Annotated in this window: 12 protein-coding genes and 2 tRNA genes; 3 read left to right on the top strand and 11 right to left on the bottom strand. The window is 51.5% G+C overall.

What is annotated here, in order from left to right; all coding sequences use genetic code 11:
* Window positions 1-18 precede the first annotated feature (18 nt).
* On the bottom strand, window positions 19-2,448 hold the full coding sequence (gene pheT / locus AACQ84_RS02265) for a phenylalanine--tRNA ligase subunit beta (RefSeq protein ID WP_012306079.1): 2,430 nt from the start codon (window positions 2,446-2,448) through the stop codon (window positions 19-21).
* Between the two features lie 363 nt (window positions 2,449-2,811).
* On the opposite strand from pheT, the gene AACQ84_RS02260 reads away from it, so the two are divergent.
* The gene (locus AACQ84_RS02260) at window positions 2,812-4,488 is read left to right on the top strand and encodes a serine/threonine-protein kinase (protein ID WP_012306078.1); all 1,677 of its coding nucleotides are present in this window, start codon (window positions 2,812-2,814) and stop codon (window positions 4,486-4,488) included.
* 11 nt (window positions 4,489-4,499) lie between these two features.
* On the opposite strand, the gene AACQ84_RS02255 is transcribed toward AACQ84_RS02260, so the two are convergent.
* Both AACQ84_RS02255 and AACQ84_RS02250 read right to left on the bottom strand, forming a co-directional pair.
* Window positions 4,500-6,224, bottom strand: coding sequence for a peptide ABC transporter substrate-binding protein (locus AACQ84_RS02255; protein ID WP_012306077.1), 1,725 nt, complete (start codon window positions 6,222-6,224; stop codon window positions 4,500-4,502).
* 45 nt (window positions 6,225-6,269) lie between these two features.
* Window positions 6,270-7,064 (bottom strand): fumarylacetoacetate hydrolase family protein, encoded by a 795-nt coding sequence (locus tag AACQ84_RS02250; protein ID WP_012306076.1) that lies wholly within the window; start codon window positions 7,062-7,064, stop codon window positions 6,270-6,272.
* Between the two features lie 247 nt (window positions 7,065-7,311).
* Here AACQ84_RS02250 and rpsF point away from each other — a divergent pair, with 247 nt between their 5' ends.
* Window positions 7,312-7,659 (top strand): 30S ribosomal protein S6, encoded by a 348-nt coding sequence (gene rpsF / locus AACQ84_RS02245; RefSeq protein ID WP_012306075.1) that lies wholly within the window; start codon window positions 7,312-7,314, stop codon window positions 7,657-7,659.
* Window positions 7,660-7,817: 158 nt separating this feature from the next.
* Here the strand turns inward: rpsF and AACQ84_RS02240 are convergent, their stop codons facing one another.
* Window positions 7,818-9,212 carry a sensor histidine kinase gene (locus AACQ84_RS02240; protein WP_012306074.1) on the bottom strand — a complete coding sequence of 465 codons (1,395 nt, stop codon included), beginning with the start codon at window positions 9,210-9,212 and terminating at the stop codon, window positions 7,818-7,820.
* A 166-nt stretch (window positions 9,213-9,378) separates the two neighbouring features.
* On the opposite strand from AACQ84_RS02240, the gene AACQ84_RS02235 reads away from it, so the two are divergent.
* Entirely contained in the window at window positions 9,379-9,630 is a 252-nt protein-coding gene (locus AACQ84_RS02235) for a hypothetical protein (protein ID WP_030007062.1), read from the top strand.
* 11 nt (window positions 9,631-9,641) lie between these two features.
* Here AACQ84_RS02235 and AACQ84_RS02230 read toward each other — a convergent pair whose 3' ends face one another.
* The 7 genes from AACQ84_RS02230 to AACQ84_RS02200 form a co-directional block, all read right to left on the bottom strand.
* A complete protein-coding gene (locus tag AACQ84_RS02230) occupies window positions 9,642-9,785 on the bottom strand; it encodes a hypothetical protein (protein ID WP_012306073.1) in 144 nt (47 codons plus the stop codon).
* A gap of 169 nt (window positions 9,786-9,954) precedes the next feature.
* A tRNA-Thr gene (locus tag AACQ84_RS02225) sits at window positions 9,955-10,026 on the bottom strand.
* A 4-nt stretch (window positions 10,027-10,030) separates the two neighbouring features.
* Window positions 10,031-10,115: transfer RNA gene (locus AACQ84_RS02220), tRNA-Tyr, on the bottom strand.
* 94 nt (window positions 10,116-10,209) lie between these two features.
* A complete protein-coding gene (locus AACQ84_RS02215) occupies window positions 10,210-11,235 on the bottom strand; it encodes a hemolysin family protein (RefSeq protein WP_143589444.1) in 1,026 nt (341 codons plus the stop codon).
* A 128-nt stretch (window positions 11,236-11,363) separates the two neighbouring features.
* Window positions 11,364-11,501 (bottom strand): hypothetical protein, encoded by a 138-nt coding sequence (locus AACQ84_RS02210; protein WP_012306071.1) that lies wholly within the window; start codon window positions 11,499-11,501, stop codon window positions 11,364-11,366.
* Window positions 11,502-11,603: 102 nt separating this feature from the next.
* Window positions 11,604-12,677 (bottom strand): Gfo/Idh/MocA family protein, encoded by a 1,074-nt coding sequence (locus AACQ84_RS02205; protein WP_012306070.1) that lies wholly within the window; start codon window positions 12,675-12,677, stop codon window positions 11,604-11,606.
* A gap of 270 nt (window positions 12,678-12,947) precedes the next feature.
* Window positions 12,948-15,539: a M1 family metallopeptidase gene (locus AACQ84_RS02200; RefSeq protein ID WP_315862086.1), complete on the bottom strand. Its 2,592-nt coding sequence runs from the start codon at window positions 15,537-15,539 to the stop codon at window positions 12,948-12,950.
* Window positions 15,540-15,646: the final 107 nt, after the last annotated feature.

Genomic DNA, 15,646 nt, shown 5'->3' with positions numbered 1-15,646 from the left:
GCCGCGAGGCAAAGAGGGTTAGCTTCTGAGGGTCACGGCAAACTGTTTAACCAGCGCATCCCGCACCTTTTGGTGGACTGGATCAATCTCCTCGTCCGTTAGGGTTTTATCCGCAGCTCGATACTGCAAACTAAAAGCCAAACTGCGCTGGCCTTCAGGGGCGTGCTCACCGCGATATTCATCAAATAACTCCACCCCAGCCAACAGTTTTTTTGCTGTTTTCTGCATGGCCTGCTCCAGGTCGGCTACAGACGTTTCGAGGGGGGCAAAGAACGCCAAATCGCGGGTGACTGCGGGGTAAGTAGAAAAGGCCTTAAAAATGGGTACCTGTTGGGATGGACGACTCAACACCGTTTGCAGCAGATCAAGTTTCAGCTCAAAAACATACACCGCATCGATCAAATCTTTTTCCTGACGTAGTTGGGGGTGGAGTTGTCCAAAAATCCCCAGTTGACGACCCTGAAGCCAGAGAGACGCTGTCCGACCGGGATGCAATTTTTCGTTGCTGGTATCTGCCCGATAGCTCACCTCCAAGCCCAGTTGCCGGAAGGCGGCATCAAGGAATCCCTTCGCTTCATACCAAGACATTGGTTGACCTTTGCCACCAACAGCCCAACTGCCATCGGGATTGAGATTGCCCCCTAAAATTCCAGCCAGATAATCAGCTTCGGCATAGTTTTCGTTGTCGTCTAGCCAAAAAACGCGACCCAGTTCAAAGGCATTGAGGGCACCATTGCCTTGGGATTGGTTGTAGGCAAAGGCATCAATTAACCCTGTGAGCAACTCCTTTCGTAAGGCAGAATATTCCACAAACAGGGGGTTACTGAGTTTGATGTCAGCAAGTTCTGGCTTAACCAAGGAGTAATGCACCACTTCGGTCAGGCCAATCGCCCGGAAGCTGCCCCGCAATTGACGATTTACTTTTTCGGCTGGAGACAAAAAACCAGCGGCGGATTGACTCGGTAAAGTATCGCAGAAATTGTCATAGCCATAGAGACGGGCCACTTCTTCGATAAGGTCAATTTCGCGTTCTAAATCGCGATAACGGTAGGGGGGCACAGCCACTTCCCAGACCCCTTCTCCTGTGGATTCGAGGGTACAGCCGAGATCCGCCAAAATGCGTTCCACATCGGCGAGGGGCACGTCAAAAATTTTGCCGTCCTTATGGACATGGCCGAGGACTTCGTGGAGCCGTTGTAAACGCAGAGGAATTTTAGGTCGGGCATTGGGATCGGGTCGGGTATCCGTGAGACCACGCTGAACCACAGTTCCCCCGGTGAGTTCTTGGAGGAGGGCGATCGCCCGTTGGGCCGCCCGGTCTAATTCCACTTGGTTGACACCCCGTTCATAGCGAGTCGAAGATTCACTCCACAAACCAACGGCACGGGAAGACCGTCGGATGGTGACGGGTTCAAATAGGGCTGCTTCTAAAACAATATTCTGGGTGCCATTGTGAACTTCCGTACTTTCACCACCCATTACCCCCGCCAAAGCAACAGGGACATCATTGGCGGTAATTACCAAATTTTTCTCAGCTAGCTTGCGCTCTTGACCATCGAGGGTCGTTAACATTTCCCCGGCTTTGGCAAACCGCACCCCAAGGGCAACGGTTTCAGATCCTGCCACCTGGGCAAGACGCTCCCGGTCAAAGGCATGGAGGGGCTGTCCCCATTCGAGGAGCACATAGTTGGTGATATCAACAACATTATTAATCGGGCGGGTGCCAGCCGCTTGGAGCCGGAATTTTAACCAATCAGGAGAAGGCGCTGTCGTCACACCTTCGATCACCGTACCGAGATAGGCGGGACAGGCGACAGGATCGGCCACGGTGATGGTCAACGTTTCCGGGGCGGTATCCATGGCCGGAATTTCTGGGAGTTTGACATCTACGCCAGTGAGAGCTGCCACTTCCCGCGCGACGCCAACCATACTGAGGGCATCGGCTCGGTTAGCGGTGGCGGTTAAATCCAATACCACATCATCTAAGCCGAGGAGGGGGCGCACGTCCATCCCCGGCTTTAGGTCTGGTTGTTCAAAAATGTGAATGCCTTCGGAGTCTTTTTCTAAGCCCAATTCGGAGAGGGAGCAAATCATCCCGGAGGATTTTACACCCCGGAGTTTGGTGGGTTTTAGTTTGAGGTCAATGGTGGGTAAGTAGGTGCCTAGGGTAGCGACGGGGACAAAGATATCGGCCCGGACATTTTTCGCCCCACAGACAATGGTTGAAAGTTCGTCTGCACCAATATCGACTTGACAGACGCTCAGTTTGTCGGCGTCGGGATGGGGTTCGCGGCTTACAACTTTACCAACAACGACACCATTGGCCAGGCGGCGGCGATCTTCGATTTCTTCTACTTCAAACCCAGCAATGGTTAGGGTTTTGGCTAATTCTTCTGGCGATAGGGTGATCTCAACAAATTCTTTTAACCAATTCAGGGAAATCCGCATTGACTTTTTGGGGCATTACATTAGTTTCAAGGAGTTTATTTTAAACGTTTCCCTCCCCTTACCGGGGAAAATATTGGGGGCGATCGCCATAGATGATATCCCACAGATCCTGACAGAAAGACCCAAGCCCTGAGCCGAAACGCGCCCTTTTAGGGAACGCTAAGAACACGCCTAGCAAACCCCCAGACACCATCCCAGTACGTTAAGGTGGTGAGATATGATGGAGCTTGAGGTGAACACACCATCACAGGTCATCCCCGTTGGTGCGTCAGATCACAACGCCATGCTTGCTCACGGTAACAAAATAGGCGACCAAAACTTTCCTTGCAGAGGCGATCGCCTCTCTCATTAAGGTGACTCTGGATGAGCTACTGTATCAATCCCAAATGTTCCAACCCCAAAAATCCCCTCAAGGCGCGAGTCTGCGGAACCTGTGGCAGTAGCCTAATCCTGCGCCAACGCTATAAACCCCTCAAAAGCTTAGGCCATGGTGGTTTTGGCGCCACCTTCCTCGCGGTAGATTTGAACCTCCCTGGCAAACCATCCTGTGTGATCAAGCAACTGCGTCTTGCGAGCAACGTGCCTCACCTGTTCCAGATGGCCCGCGAACTGTTTGAACGGGAGGCCGAGACCCTCGGTCGCATCGGCAATCATCCCCAGGTGCCCCGCCTCCTGGATTACTTTGAAGACGACAATCATTTTTACCTCGTCCAGGAATATGTCAAAGGCAATAATCTGCAGCAGGAAGTGAAAAAAAATGGGCCATTTAGTGAAGCCGGCGCGCGGCAATTTCTCAGTGAAGTTTTACCTGTCATCCAATATATTCATTCCCAACAGGTGATCCACCGGGATATCAAGCCCGCAAACCTGATTCGCCGCGACCAAGACAAGAAGTTAGTTTTGATCGATTTTGGCGCGGTAAAAAATCAAATTAACGCCGAGGCGATCGCCTCGACATCAGAACAAACAGCCCTCACCTCCTTCGCCGTTGGCACCCCAGGCTATGCCCCCCCAGAGCAAATGGCCATGCGTCCCGTCTATGCCAGTGACATCTATGCGGTGGGGATCACCTGTCTTTATTTGCTCACCGGGAAACCCCCCAAGGACCTCGACTACGACTCCAAAACGGGAGAACTGCTGTGGGAGTCCCACGTCAATATCAGCAACAGCCTCGCGAGTGTCCTCCACAAAATGCTGGAGAGTTCAGTCAAGCACCGCTATCAATCCGCCCAGGATGTGCTTGATGCCCTCGAAATGGAACCCTATATGGAAAGCCTGGCCCAGGGCATGGCAGATTTGAGTGGCGCAGAATCCTTTACGGGAACCACTGGGGGCCAAGTTTCTCCCACCGCCTCAAGCGATGACGATGGGGAACTGACGGGCGGCCCTTCCACCCTGGCTAATTCTCAGTTAGCGATGGCCATCCGAGCAAGACGCGATCGCCAAAAGAAACCCTATGGTGCCCCTTCCCAGACAGATACCTATCACCCCTCTGCCTCTGCCCAGCGCATTAATCGATTGACCGCAGGACGCAACAAACCCCGTTCTACCATGGGCAAAACCATGCGGGTCGAGCCGAACAAAGCTAATCGGACGAATCCGATGGAGACTAAGTTGACCGCCCAGGATATGTTGAGTGCCTATGGCCAAGGTCGCCGAAACTTTGCTCAACTACAACTGTTAGGTCTCAGCCTGCCGCGCATGAATTTATCGGGGTGTATTTTCCACCAATCCCAAATGATTCAAGCCAATTTCCAGGGGGCAAATCTCAGTCGCGCTGATTTTGGCAAAGCTAACTTACACCAAGCGAATCTCCGGGACGCAAATCTAGAACAGGCTTACCTGAGCTATACCAACCTCAGCCAAGCCGATCTGCGGGGCGCTAACCTAAAACAAGCCTATTTAAACTACGCTCTGCTGGACGGGGCAAATCTCTGTGGCGCGAATTTGCGCAACGCCAAAATCACAGACCAGCAACTCAAAACTGCTAAAACGAACTGGGCCACTATCATGCCGAATGGTCGGCGGGGTCTATTTTAGGGCGGTCATTCCTAGGCTTCCTTGCGCCAGGCGGCAATATTCCAAGTATTCATATCCCAGGGCGTGAGGCTAACTCCCGTAAGGCGATCGCCAATCCCGGCGGTTTCTGCCCGGTGAATTAGGGGAATGACCGCAACCTCTTGAATCAGCAAATCATTGAGGCGAATTAAAGAGGCTTGCCGCTCTTCTGGATCGAGGGCTTGGGTGGTTGCGGCCCAGAGTTCGTCATAATCGGGGTTGCAATAACGGGCATAGTTATCCCCCGTCCAGTTGTTCGCCTGGGTCGGAATTTCAGCGCAGGTATAACGTTTGAAATAGGGCAGGGGATCAGGATTGGTATTACCCGTCGTAAACATCTGCAAATCTGCCGTAAAGCGTTCTGTGGTGTCCACATTGGCCGGATCGCCGGAAAAGTAAATGCTGGCGTCAATGCTTTTTAGTTCAACGGCCATCCCAATTTCGGCCAAATTTTGCTTAATAATCGCTTGGGTTTTCTGGCGGAGTGGATTCACGGAGGTCTGGAACAGCAACCGCATCTCCACGCCGTCTTGATCACGGGTTCCATCGCCGTTAGTATCGACCCAGCCTGCTTGGTCGAGGAGGGCCTTGGCCTGTTCTGGGTTGAAGCTATAGCTGGTATTGGGGGAGACGAACTCAGGGGGATTTACCACAAAATTACTGGTGGGTTTGCCCGTAACACCATACAGTTCCTGGGCAATGGTCTCGCGATCAATGGCCGTGGCGATCGCCTCCCGCACGCGCCGATCCGTCAAGAAAGGATGGAGAAAAGCCAAACTCGACCGTTCACCACTGGGGGTTTCTTGGTTGGGGTCAGTGAAGTTGAGGACTAGCCGTTCACTCAAAGACCCAAAGTTTGCTAAAACTTGACCCTGTCCCCCTGCACTCAGTTCCGTCAAAACCTTGGTTTCCACCTGGAGATTGTAGGCAAAATCTGCCTCCCCTGTTTGGAGGACAGCCCGCGCCGCTGCGGTGGCATCCCCACCCCCTTTTAGCTCTAGTCGCTCAAAACCTAACTGCTCGACCTCTCGGTAATGGGGGTTCTTTTCGTAAACCACCACATCCCCCGGCTTAAATTCCACCACCCGGTATGGCCCTGTGCCCACTGGTAACAGATTGGCTGGCGCAGTTCTGGCCTGTTCTCCTTGGTAATCGACAAATTTGTGACGGGGTAAAATCATCCCCTCGGCCCCGACAAAAACCCCAAACCAGGCAGGGGTCACATCCTTAAAAGTGACCTTCACCGTTGTTTCGTCGATGGCTTCTACGGTTTCCACCCCCTGAAAAACCCCCGCATTGGTCGCCCCCGCCGCCGGGTTTGTAATGAATTCATAGGTAAAAACCACATCCGCCGCCGTGAACGGCTCCCCATCAGACCAACGCAAATCTGGTTTGAGTTTCCAAGTTACGGAGCGTCCATCGGCACTGAGCCCCCCATTTTCGAGGCTGGGAATTTCTGCGACTAACACAGGCACCAACTCGCTATCGGGATCAAACGTTGCCAGGGGTTCGAGGGTAATTCGGCTGGCTTCCCAGTCCTTAAAACCCGTAGAAAGATGGGGATTTAAAATGGTTGGCCCTTGCCAGTACAGCAGTCGGAGCAACGTCGGTTCGCTGGGATTTGGGGGCGTAATGTTATTGGCGGTACCACAACCCACAAGGAAGAGACAGGCGGCAGCAGCACAGGTACGGGTCAAAAAACGTTTAGCGATGGGCATGGCAACGGGTAGTCAACAACAAGCAATGGAGGACGGGGACGGGTCTTAGGGGGCAATGATGGGATTTTCAAGCTCGCCGATCCCTTCGATGGTGATCAACAGGCGATCGCCAATGCGGACAGGGTGAACTCCGGCGGGGGTGCCCGTCAAAATCACATCACCGGGCAACAGGGTCATAATTTCGGAGATGTAACTCACCAATTTGGCCACGGAAAAAACCATATCCTGCACCGAGGCGGCCTGGGCTGGGTCTGATTGTTCAGGGAGTTCTTCCCCCAGGGGCGTCACATAGGTGCGCAATTTGGCATCGGGGCTAAGCTCGCGCACAATCCAAGGGCCGAGGGGACAGAACGTATCAAATCCCTTTGCCCGCGTCCACTGGGCATCTTGCCGTTGGAGATCCCGCGCCGTCACATCATTGGCGATGGTATAGCCCCAAATTTTTCGGTGGGCCTCTTCTTCAGAGCAATGGCGGGTGCGATCGCCAATTACAAGGGCCAATTCCCCCTCAAACTCCAACTGTTGACATTGGGCCGGATACACAATGCCCTGTTGGTGGGCCACAATCGCACTGGGAGGTTTCAAAAATAACACTGGTTCCGACGGAATCGGCTGCTGGAGTTCCGCCGCATGGGCGGCATAGTTGTGACCCACCGCAACAATTTTTGACGGGGCGCAGGGGGCCAATAATTGGTACTCATCCGGCGCGAGACTTTCCCCCGTCGGTTGTCCCCCCAACCAAGCCGGTGCATCGATCACCTGCACTTCACGGTTGAGCTTTAGCAGTCCGTATAATACTTGCCCTTGGGGAGTTTGAACCCGAACATATCGTTGCGCCATAAATGAATTTTGATCAACTAAACACAGAACAAAGCTCCACCTCAAGGTGGCGATCGCCAATCGATGACAGACCCTCAGACCCAAGTCATGATCTGTTTTTCATCAGTTTCAGATCCAGCCAACACTCCCTAAAAGGGGGCAAGGTGTAGTAGAATTTTATATCCTTGCTTCTCGAATCGTAAAAGAAATCCGAAATTTCCACACATCGAGCGGCCTTATTGTCCAGAAGGATTTATATTAAACAGTAATGAGCAACAACTACGAAATGATGTACATCCTGCGCCCCGACCTCAGCGAAGAGCAGGTGCAGGAAGTCTCCAGCAAATACAAGACCATGCTCCAAGACTCTGGGGCAAGCGACCTTCAGGTTCAAGTACGGGGCAAGCGCCACCTCGCCTATCCGATCCAGAACTTCAACGATGGTATCTACATCCAAGTAAACTACAAAGCCGATGGCAGCCAAATCAAAGCCGTCGAGCGGGATATGCGCTTAGGGGAAATGGTTATTCGCTACCTCACCATGAAGCTGGATGCAGAACCCATTGCCCTCGAGGCCGACGCACCTCCCTCTGAGCCAGCAGCTCCTGGTGCCTAAACCTCCAGCACCCGATAAAAACTAAATCGAAAATTAACAGAGATGGGCTCCTCTAGTGTGGCCCATCTTTTTTTGCATCAATGGTGAAATTCAGCGTTTGGTTAGCAGAGACATTCCCAAGGGGAATTTATGGGTGCTTTACCATGCCCTTACAAGACCTAGAGGGGCACAGCGAAGCTATTGCCGAGGGGTAAGAAAATAGCAAAGACTTCTTCCCCGGAAGCCCGGCGTCGAATTGCCAGTTTGCCGCCTAACTGTTGAAAGAGATTTTTAGTCACATCTAAATTCAGACTCAAGCTGCCCGTTTCTGGTTGGAAAATGAGCAACTGGCCAATCGCCTTTTCAAGGCATTTTTGACCTAGGCCGTGGGACTGGACTTCTAACTTCAGTTGGTTGCCGGCGGTGCTGACTTGGATTTGTACCTCTGCTCCCGTCGGTAGGCGTCGCGTGAGGGTCTCGATTAACCCGGACAGCATTTGGTCAAGCATCGCTGGATCACTCACCACCTGGGGCAGGTATGGGGGCAAGGCGACCTCTAGGTTGACATTGCGCCGTTGGGCCTGTTTTTGCCAACGGGGTGTTCCCTCCTGGAAAATTTGTTCTAGGGAAATGGGTACCAGTTGCAGGGTTTGCTTCGGGTGATGGGATGGAGTTTCCAATTCGGCCGCCCGAAAAATAAGTTCCATGCGCCGGATTTGTTCGTTGCACTCTTGCTCAATGGTTTCGATGCGTTTGACAATGTCTTGGGTCAGTTGGGTTTTCTTTTTTAACAACAACTTTGTCATGGTACGGATTGTTGTCAAAGGCGTGCGAATTTCATGGGTGAGAGCCTGCAATAGCTCTAATTCCGGTTGAGCTTGGGCGGTTGGTTCAGGGGTTTGGTGGGGTTCTGGAGATGGTAGGGAATCAGCCTGGGGTAAATTAACCGTCAGCGATCGCACCATTAACTGGCTAAACCGAGAGACAAGACGATAGTCCGGAACAACCTCGGCAAAGCGGGGCCAAAGTTGGGCGAGGGTTTGGAACTGAAATGGTTGCGTTAGGGCCATGCGCCACTGCAAAATTTGCCAAATGGCGGCGATCGCCTCTGTTTCAAACGAAAAGAGCAATCCCTGGGGAGACAGGGCCATCGCAAAATTAAACTTCGCCGTCAAAATCAAACAAAATTGTTCCTGGGCTAACGGATCATTGGGCAGAATTGGAAACTCAACGATTTGATTATTGTGGTGCCGAATGCTTTGATTCAAACCGGCCCCCGGCAATTGCAGATGACTCAGGGCAATATCCTGGAGATTTTTCGGCGTTAAAACGTAATGATGGTGGTGGCGGGTGATTTGGGGCGCGTCAAAGACCGGGCTAGGGCTCGATAAAATGACACCACGGGTTTCGCCCCCGGAGCGCAGGAGTAAATCCGTCAAGGCGGCGATCGCCGCGCGCCACTGCCCAGTTTGTCCAGAAGAAGAAGTAGACGAAAAAATAGGGTTAAAGTCCTGGAGAATTCCGGCCACCGTTTGCTGAATATTGAGTTCTTCTAGTTTCTTTAAATCCACCACAGTATTGCTCTCTTCTGACCCTAGGTTATATTGATACTAAAAGGATTTTTTCCAAAATAGAAGCAGTACAACCGAACATCACCGAGTGGGGTTTTACCCGCTATTTCTTTTCCCTCAGCCATCAACTTCAGATTAGTTCTCCGGCTGCCATAGATTTTTGTAAGCAATGAATTTCTATAACCTTTACCGCTGGATTCTCCTCGGCATCACCCTCTACAACGTTGGGAATGTCCTGCTAACGGCCCTGGAATATCGGCAATATTACGAAAAACTGCCCCTAAAATTGCGCCATTATTTACAACAAAAAACAGCCCGCATTCTTGGGGAAAAGATGAATACCTATAAAAAAGAATTGTGGGTAAATTTTGGTTTATTATTGCTGCTAATTAGTTTAAATGGTATTTCCTTTATGATTTGAGCTGCAACCGATTAATAATCACTATCGGCGACACAGATCCCCTTACATTTAATGCCATTGGTTGCGGTGCGTTTGCAATGGGGACACAGCACCTTTTCTGATGTCGTTGTGGTTTCCTGGGTCGGTGCTGGTTGGGTCTTTTGGTTCTCAGTCATAGATGCTTAGAATAACTCAGTTTGGCAGGGCGATGGGTAAACCTGGTGCGCCCCTATTAATCCTAAAGAAAAACAAAAGATTGCGGCAACGGCAGATATCCGAAGGAATAATAATTCAAGCGAGTATTCAAACGCTTTTTATACTGGTTAACAATTAATTCTTTTAAGAAGCCCATAACGAGATTTGAACTCGTGACCTCTCCCTTACCAAGGGAGTGCTCTACCCCTGAGCCATATGGGCAATGTGGTGGGCCGAGCTGGATTCGAACCAGCGTAGACATAGTCAGCGGATTTACAGTCCGCCCCCATTAACCACTCGGGCACCGACCCACGTTTTTTGTTTTCACAGTTATCAATCCTAGCATAAAAATAAAATATTGCAAGGCGATCGCCAATTTTTTCTAACAGACCCCCAACCCAACCTTTATCGATCAGAAAAACGGCTTGGTAAACCCGGTTCGCGGGGAGCATAATCACTCTCATCATAAATTTCACCCACCAGCTCTTCGAGTAAATCTTCTAGGGTGACAAGGCCCACTGTGCCCCCATACTCATCAACGACAATGGCGATGTGGAGGCGTTGTTGGAGCATTTCTTTGAGCAGATCTGCTACCCGCTTCGTTTCAGGGATATAAACGGGCGTATCCATCACGGAACGGACAATTGCTGGGGTTTGGGTCTGGGGAGATTCTGGAGCATGGAGACCCTTAAGGGCTTGTTTAAGGTTAACGATGCCGATGATGTGGTCTTTGGATTGTTCTTGGACAGGAATGCGGGTGTAGCCCGTTTCGAGGCAGAGGTTGACCAGCTCCTGGAGGGTGGCATCGTGGGCGATGGTTTGCATATCGATGCGTGGCTTAACCACATCTTTGACCATCATTTCATCGAGGAGGAGAGCATTTCCCAAAATGCGGCGGCGTTGCAGATCAAGCTTGCCTTTCCCTCCTAGGATTTCAATCATCAGTTGCAGTTCAGTGAGGGTTTCGCTGGTGGGAGAATTTTTATTTTGGCGGCCTTCAAAGATCTTGATCGTTTTTTCGGTGATGGTTTCAAAGATATAAATGATCCCCAAGGACGACAGAATACGCGACAGCCAATAGATGGGCGGCACAACGAAGGTAAAAGCCGAGCGCACATTGAGGATGGCGAGGGACTTGGGGGTGATCTCTGCAAAAATGAGGACGACGATGGTGACGACAGCCGTCGCAATGCCGATCCCAGCGTTCCCTAGCCAAATCGCGAAGAGGTTACTAGTGAGAATCGCTGAGAAGTTATTGACGAGGTTGTTTCCCAGCAGCAGGGTTGTGATAAATCGCGTCCGGTTTTTGAGGACAATCCGGAAAATGCCCTGGGGATCGCCTTGGCGCTTAATTAGTCCTTCGAGTTTGAGGTTGTCAAAGGCGGTAATGGCAGTCTCAGAACCTGAGAAAAAAGCAGATAGGCAAATCATGACCACCAAAACAGCGAGATCAAGCCAGATTTCCCCCAATAGGGGGCTTGGTTTGCTAGATTCAGCGGCGGCGATCGCAAACAGGAAATTCAAAGTGTGTCGTAGGAGCTAGAGGTGACTGGATTAGTTTAGAACGAATAGGCGGTTGTGAGACCCCAGATCACCAGGGCGGCGATCGCCCCTAAAACTAAAACAGCAGAAACGGCGACGACGATGGGTTTATCTGCGCCGTCAAATTTCATGATGCCACGATTGAGATCAGACATAGTCAGTGCAGCGGCTCCTTACCCGCTAAAGTCAAAGGATGATTATTTATCTATTAAGGGTAGCGAAAACTGCGCCCCTTCACGCATCGAAAACGCAAAATATCAAGAAACGGAGAGGGGCGTGACGATGGTCTTCGGCTTATTGAGGTGTTGGTAATGGCGATCAGCCTCTTTCCAGACTTTGCCATCCAGGGCGCTTTGTTCAATCAAGCTCGCAAGGCGGAGGGCTTTTAACGCCTGTTCTCCCCCGACGGAAGGTTGTTCGCCCCCCCGGACACATTGAACGAAATGTTCGAGTTCGGCGTGGAGCGGTTCGATATTACTGGTGTAAACCTGCTCGATCAAACCATCCTGACGATAAAGAACTTGGCCATAGTCGGTGGTGTAATTGGCGGTGGTTTGGCGGTGAATTTCGATCTCGTTATTGAGAAAATCGGCTTCGGTGAGGGAATTCTGGCAGTGGGCGGCGATCGTGCGGATTTTGCGGTGGGTGACTTTGCTTGCCGTGAGGGTGGCCACGATGCCATTGGCGAAATTTAAGGTGGCCGTTACGTAATCTAAGTGGTTAGAATCGTCTTTTTTTGAACCCGTGGCTGTCAGTTGGACCACCGGAGAAGCTGCCATTTCTAGGAGCAGGTCAATGTCATGGATCATTAAATCCAAGACGACGGAAACATCATTTGCCCGTTGGGAATAGGGACTCATGCGATGGGCTTCGATCGCCAAGAGCTTTTCGGTTTTGAGCACTTTACTCAGTTCTTGGAAGGCGGGATTAAACCGTTCGATGTGGCCAACTTGGAGGATCACGTTATGTTCGGCGGCTGCATTGACGAGGGCTTCGGCTTCACTAATACTCGCCGCAATGGGTTTTTCGATCATCACGTGTTTGCCCGCTGCCATGCACTCTAGGCCCACTTGGTAATGGAGCTTGGTAGGAACCGCAATGCAAACCGCATCGACGAGGGGCAGTAGGGCGTGGTAGTCCTCAAAGTAACGGATGCGATATTTACTGGCGAGGTCTAAGCCGCGTTCAACGTTGAGATCCGCGACGCCAATGAGTTCAACATCTTTGAGGAGGCTAAGGACACGGGTGTGGTGTTGCCCCATGTTGCCTACGCCAATCACGCCGATTCTGAGATTCGTATTGGGGGATAGACTGGACTGTAGTTGGGCCATAAGATTTAGGAAACTCCTTGAACTCCTCCACCGCAGATGATGAGGGATGATGTTGCCTCGCCACCTTTTTGACTACCGATGGTAGCACGGATGTCCGGAGTCTAAAGAATTGATAAGTAGATTTTGTGGAATGGCAGAGGGCGATCGCCAATGGATCCGGCCTTGGGATAATTCTTGGGGCGATCGCCAAGTGGTTGACAAATTGCTGGGCTATTCAACTTATTTTTTTCGACGCAAAATCGCCCCGGAAAGTTCGCCCCAAAAGTGCAGTTAAGGGTTGCCCTGGGCTTCGAGTTTGGCGAGGCGACTTTGCAGTTGTTTGTTGTCTTCCCGCAGTTTATCGAGGTCTTCGCGCAATCCTTGAATCGCTTTGTCGGTGCTGAGCTTTTTCTGGAGGCTGCTCACGGTTTCCTCGGCCCGCTGGCGGACGCGCTTGTCGGGGGCTTGGTTGGCCAAGGTTTGGAGGAGCGTAACAGCTTTGGGATTTTCGATCTGGCCGAGGGCGCTCACAATGGCAACTTGGGTGAGGAAGAAGGTTTCCCTGGCGATCGCCTCTAAGCGATTGAGAATGACTGCTAATTTGTCGTTGGTTTGGCCACTGGCGACGGTACCTAGAGCCCGGATTGCGGCAAGGCGTAGTGGTTGGGGGATGCCCAGTTCGGTGTAGGGCAGGATCGCGTCCACGGCTTCGGGGGAGGTTTTCATCGCGGCGAGTCCGCCAATTGCTCCGGCACGGACAACTTCATTCCAACCTGCGCGGGTTTTGAGGATCTGGTTAAGCAAGTCACGGGTGGCCTCGGCTTTGTCCGTTAAACCAACAGCAACCATTGCGCCTAGGGTGCGGGCGGCGGCGGCTTCGGTATAGTAGCTGGCATCTCCTGCCAAGAGAAAAGTTTTCATCGCTTCGTAGCTACTTTCGGTTTTGAACTTACCGAGGCTAGATAGGGTGGCCCGGCGGACACGGGGATGGGAATCCTTTAAACCTGCCATCAGGACATCCTCAGTTTGATTGAGTTGGATCGTCCCAAGGGCTTTGGCAATCTCTACCCGTACACCCCAAAACGCTTCTGTTGTTAAAGCTGTTTGCAACGTATTGACCGCTTCGAGGTTCCCTTCCTTGGCGATCGCCTCGGCTGCTTGAACGCGAGAAATGGGATCGGGATCATGGGTCAGTTGATTTTTCAGTTCCGCCATCGGGTAGGACAATTTCACCGTTTTTGTCCAATGGTTGCCCACATCGAAGCTGACAAAATCCGGTTTCCGGTCGAGGGGAATATAAAAGGTATGTTCCGCGTCGTTGAGCCTAAAGGTAAAGGTTTTTTGGCTGACTGTTTCCCCATCGAGATAGTTAAAGGCAACAGGAATTTTGAGATCAAAGAGGGCTTTTTCGTCTTTTTTCCCTTGGGTCTGTTTGACCGTCAGTTTTGCTAAACCATTTTCCCCGTCCCAACTGTAGGCCACCTCAAAATCCGGATGGCCACCCCGGAAGACATATTGATCAAAAAGTGGAGCCAGGTTAAACCCAGTGGATTCTTCAATCGCCCGCAGTAGATCAACGGTTTCGACGGTTTGGTGGGCATGTTTTTGGACAAACTTTTGAATTGCTTTTGAGAACAATTTATCCCCCAACACCGTGCGGATCATGTGGTAGACGCAAGCGCCTTTTTCGTAGAGGTGGCGGTCATAGAGTTCAATGGGGGCACGATAAACATGGGTGACGATGGGGCGACGGTAACGGCTGCTGTCTTCGTCGAGATAGTTCCGCATCTGTTCGAGGAGATAATAGGCTGCTTCTTGTTTGCCATATTCATGTTCTGTCCAGAGTACCTCGGCGTAGGTGGCCATCCCTTCTTTAATCCAGGCGTGGCTCCAATGTTTAATCACCACCAGATCGCCAAACCATTGGTGGGCTAACTCGTGTAACACGAGGGTTTCGGTGCGTTGATCGTCGAGGCTCGCCCGTTCGTCAAGTAAACAGCGATCCGTTAAAAGGGTGGTAGATGTGTTTTCCATGCCGCCGAAAATGAAGTCATCGACGCACACTTGGGCGTATTTTGGGAATGGGTATTGGTAGCCGTAGGTTTGACTGAGAAAAGCCATCATCTGGGGCGTTTTGCCCATGCTGCGATCGCCATCGGCTTCGCGCCCTTTTTCCACGTAGTAAAGGACGGGAATTCCTTGCCATTCGGTTTTTGTTTCAGCAAAATCACCCACGGCCAAGGTGATTAAATATGACGGGTGAATTTCCTTTTGATACCAGTGATATTCCGTTTTTCCCCCTTGTTCCTCGCTGCTGATTAATTCCCCATTGGAAATGGCCCGATAGGGATTAGCCACGCGAATTTTCAGTTCAGAGGTAGCAAGCTGTCCGGGATAGTCGAAACAGGGAAACCAAAAGCGGGAATCTTCATCTTCCCCTTGGGTCCACACCTGCACCGGCTTATCAGGGTAATGGTCGTCCGGTTGAATGAAATAAATGCCCCGTTGGGGTTCCGTTAACCGGTAGGCGATCGCCACCTCAATTTTTTCGGTGGCGGTGGGTTTTAGTAAGCGAATATTCAGGGTTTCGCCATCATAATCAAAGGGTTGACTGACGCTGCCGATGCTTACCGATTCAATGGCCATGTCCACCGCATCGAGGGTTAGGGACGTCACCCCAGAACGCACCGGCGCAAGGGTAATCGTGCAAGTGCCGGAGAGCGATCGCCCCGTCATGTCGAGATCCAAATCCAAACAGATATGCTCTACCTGTCCCGGACGGTCGGGGTTGTAGTGGGGTTTTGCGCCGGGCAACTCAAAAGAACGGGTCGTTTCTGTATCCACAAACGCTTCAAAATTAATTCCAGACATTTTGCTCGACATATCCTCAGGCTCAAAAGGCGATCGCCGCCCATAAAATTCATTCGCTTCAAATCATAACAATCCCGTAGGATAGCCAGCTAACCGTGCCCAGATATCCCCACTGCCTT

The organism is Picosynechococcus sp. PCC 7002 (genome assembly GCF_963860125.1).
Taxonomy (GTDB): domain Bacteria; phylum Cyanobacteriota; class Cyanobacteriia; order Cyanobacteriales; family MRBY01; genus MRBY01.
This window is presented reverse-complemented; position numbering and strand designations above follow the sequence as displayed.